This is a genomic window from Streptomyces sp. YS-3 (genome assembly GCF_045257485.1).
Lineage (GTDB): Bacteria > Actinomycetota > Actinomycetes > Streptomycetales > Streptomycetaceae > Streptomyces.
Genome location: NZ_JBJHPC010000670.1, coordinates 1 through 3,646 on the forward strand (window position 1 = coordinate 1; position 3,646 = coordinate 3,646).

Genomic DNA, 3,646 nt, shown 5'->3' on the forward strand with positions numbered 1-3,646 from the left:
GGCGGAGGGCGGGGCCTGGACGTCCACGTGGACGAAGCGGGGGCCGCCGAGCTCCTCGACGGCCGCCACGGCGTCCGGCAGCGGCTTGCCGTGCAGGCCCTCGCGGTCCTCGACGGAGGCGACGCCCTTGCCCTTCACGGTGCCCGCGAGGATCACGGTGGGCTTGCGCGGTGTCCCGGCGGCCTCCCGGTACGCCGCGTCGACCGCCCCCACGTCATGGCCGTCCACCTCGACGGTGTGCCAGTCGAAGGCGCGGAACCTGCGCGCGTAGGCGGCCAGGTCGCGCTGATGGCGGGTCGGGCCGCGCTGGCCGAGCCGGTTGACGTCGACGACCAGTGTCAGATTGTCCAGGTGCTGGTCCCCGGCGTGCTCCGCCGCCTCCCACACCGAGCCCTCCGCCAGCTCGCTGTCGCCGCACAGCACCCAGACGCGGTACGGGAGACGGTCGAGGTGCTTGCCCGCCAGCGCCATCCCGACGCCGACCGGCAGGCCCTGGCCGAGTGAGCCGGTGGCCACGTCCACCCACGGCAGCCGCGGCGTGGGGTGTCCTTCCAGCCGGCTGCCCAGCTTGCGGAAGGTGAGCAGCTCCTCGTCGTCCACGACCCCGGCCGCGCGGTACATCGCGTACAGCAGCGGCGAGGCGTGCCCCTTGGAGAGGATCAGCCGGTCGTTGGCGGGGTGTTCGGGCTTGTCGAAGTCGTAGCGCAGATGCCCGGCCAGCAGCACGGCGGCCAGATCCGCCGCGGACATCGACGAGGTGGGGTGGCCGGATCCGGCGGCGTCGGCGGCGCGGACCGCGTCGACCCGCAACTGCTGTCCGAGCTCGGCGAGTCGGGCGAGGTCGGCCGTACGGGTGCTCTTCATGGTCAGTCCTTTCGGGTCGTGGGTGCGGGGCCGCCCGGGACGCGGGCCAGCTCGGGCGTCTCCGTGTCCAGCGGGACCGACCAGGACCGCACCAGGCCCAGCTGGACGCCCTGGCGGGGGAGTACGGCGTCCAGCAGCCAGTCGGCCGCCACGCGCACCCGGTTGCCGGGCATGGCGGCGAGGTGGTAGCCGCGGGTGACGGCCCCGGCGATCGGTCCCGAGAGCGGCATGCCGAGCGGGTTGGCCGCCGCCTGCACCCCGCCGAGGTCCACGACGAACCCCAAGTCGTTGTGCTTGTACGGCTGTTGCTCACCGTGGCCGAGCGAGGCCGCGACGTTGAGCGCGGCCCTCTTGCCCTGCCGGGCGGCGTGCTGCGCGGTCATCGGGGTGAACTCGCCCGGCTTGGTCAGGTCCGGCACGGCCGCCGCGTCGCCGCAGGCGAACACCTCGGGCCTGCCCGGCACGCTCAACTGAGGCTCCACGAGCAGCCGTCCGCGCTCCACGGACAGACCGAGCTCGGAGACCAGCGGATCCGGCCGGACGCCCACGCACCAGATCAGGGTCCGGGTCGGGATGAACTCCCCGTCGTCCAGCAGCACCCCGTCCTCGGTCGCCTCCTTCACGGAGGTTCCGGTGCGGACGTCGACACCACGGCGGCGCAGCACCCGCCCGGCCGTGGTGGACATCCTGCGGTCGAGTTCGGGCAGCAGCCGGTCGGCGATGTCGAGCAGCACCCAGCGCGCCGGCCGGCGCCGGTCGAGGGCGTCGGTGAACAGCTTCCCCTGCGCGGCCACTTCGGTGCCGGTGTAGCCGCCGCCGACCACCACGAAGGTGCGCCGCGCGCCCTGCTCCTGAAGGGTGTCGGTGCCCTGCGCGGCCAGTTCCATCTGCCGGGTGATGTGGTCGCGCAGATACAGCGCCTCGGGCATCCCGCGGAAGCCGTGCGCGTGCTCGCTGACCCCGGGCACCGGAAGCAGCTTGTTGACGCTGCCGACGGCGAGCACCAGCCGGTCGTACCCCAGCTCGCCCGCGTTCCCCTCCGGCCCGGTGTAGTGGACCTTCGAGGCGTCCAGATCGACGCGTTCGGCCTCCCCGAGGACGAGCCGCACACCGGGCAGCGTCCCGCTGAGCGAGACGGTGACACGGCGCGGCTCCAGGATTCCGGCGGAGACCTGGGGGAGCAGGGGGAGGTAGAGGAAGTAGTCCGTGGGGTTGAGCAGGGTGATGCGGGCACGGCCGCGCATGCGGCGGGAGAGGGTGCGAGCGGCCTGGTACCCGGCGAACCCGGCTCCGACGATGAGGATGCGGGGACGGTCCGGAGTAGGGGTGGTCACGTTCGGCTCCCGTGGGCTGGGTGCGGGCGGACAGGGTTCCCGCGTGCCCTGGGTCGCCGAGGGCAAACACCGGGCGGTGCGTGCCACATCACCCCTGCGCCAAGCCGCCCGGGGGTCTTCCCCGCCCCGGCCAGCTCCCTTTCCGGCCCCCGTCTCCGGCGCCCGCACCCACAATCATGACCGGTTCCGCCCGGCCCTCGCCGCCGCCGCTGGAGCTCAGAACGCCGGGCGGCGGCGCGACATCAGAAGGCCGAGTTGGTGAACCAGCGCTGGAGCAGTTCCTCGTCCCCGCCGGTCCGTACCTCTCCCGCCGAACGGTCGGAACGGCCGTAGACGAGCAGCAGCAGGTCGGCCGCGCGGGCCCGGATCGTGGCGTCGGCGGGCGTGCCGTCCTGCCCCGGACCGTCCTGGCTCTCCACCAGACCGAAGCCGTCGGGGCGCAACTGGACCAGCCAGTCGTCGTCCGTGTCCGTACTGGTGAACCGGATGTGCTGGACGGCCCCGGCGGAGCGCAGCTCGGCGACCCGGGGTGCGAAGAAAGTGGCGTAGGGAAGGTTGACCAGGAACTCGTCGACGCCGTCCCGCGCGAGCCCCGGGTCGATCTCGGAGGCCAGTCCCAGCGTCCGTTCCGCGTCGACGCGGTGCACCAGCGTCTCGAACAGCATCCGGCGCACCCAGAACCGGACATGGCCGTCGGCGCCCCACACCCACATCGGCGCGTCCGGGTCGGTGCTCGCGAACGTCTGGTCCGCCTCGGCCGCGCCCGCGGCCAGCCAGTCGGCGTAGCCGTCCTCGCGCTCCGGCAGCCGCAGGTCCACATCGCGGCTCGTGGGCCGCTCCTGGACACGGGCGCGTACCAGCGCGGTGAACATGCGGTGCACGCCGCCGGTGTGCCGGACGAGGTCGACCAGGGTCCAGCCCGGGCAGGCGGGGACGGCGAGCGTCAGGTCGGCGCCCTTGACCAGGCCCGCGAACCGGGCGCTCTCCGCGGCGACGGCCGCGCGGTGGTCGAGCGGTTCGGCAGTGTTCATGGTGTCGCGCCTCCTGGCAGACCGGTTCTCTTCCCGGGCAGCCTGTCACAGCGGCCCCGGCCGGTGGAGGGCGGGCGTACGGGGCTACTGGACGGCGGCGTCGGCCAGCACCGCGTCCACCTCACGGCTCTCGGCGGACTCGGGCGCCTCGGTGACCCCGAGGAGGAAGGCCGACCGGTCCTCGCCGCGCGCGACGATCGTCAGCCGCAGCCGTCCCGCCCTTCCGCTCTCGTCCTGGGTGCGCAGCACCACCGTGTAGGCGGGACGGCCGCTCACCTTCGTGGCCCGGGACTCCTCCATGCTGGAGGTGCCGTCCGGGTAGAAGAACTCCGCGTTGGAGCGGGCCGCGGTCTCCGTGCGCGCCCGCAGAGCGGACTCGTCGAGGGGAGCGCCCCGCCCGGCGAGCACGGCGCCCCC

Annotated in this window: 4 protein-coding genes; all 4 read right to left on the reverse strand. The window is 73.9% G+C overall.

All coding sequences use genetic code 11. The features are described 5' to 3' along the window. Nucleotides 1–864: thiamine pyrophosphate-dependent enzyme (locus ACJA3G_RS32935; RefSeq protein ID WP_406556698.1), on the reverse strand; the 864-nt coding region annotated here is incomplete at its 3' end. 2 nt (nt 865–866) lie between these two features. Further along, nucleotides 867–2,198, reverse strand: a complete 1,332-nt coding sequence (locus tag ACJA3G_RS32940) for an NAD(P)/FAD-dependent oxidoreductase (protein ID WP_406556699.1) — start codon at nt 2,196–2,198, stop codon at nt 867–869. Nucleotides 2,199–2,440: 242 nt separating this feature from the next. Beyond that, nucleotides 2,441–3,229, reverse strand: a complete 789-nt coding sequence (locus ACJA3G_RS32945; protein WP_406556700.1) for a maleylpyruvate isomerase family mycothiol-dependent enzyme — start codon at nt 3,227–3,229, stop codon at nt 2,441–2,443. A gap of 84 nt (nt 3,230–3,313) precedes the next feature. Next, a partial coding sequence (locus ACJA3G_RS32950; protein ID WP_406556701.1) for a hypothetical protein occupies nt 3,314–3,646 on the reverse strand: 333 nt, incomplete at its 5' end.

Coding starts and splice junctions, on each gene's coding strand:
- ACJA3G_RS32945 (WP_406556700.1), bottom strand. CDS start 3,229: ATGAACACTGCCGAACCGCTCGACCACCGCGCGGCCGTCGCCGCGGAG.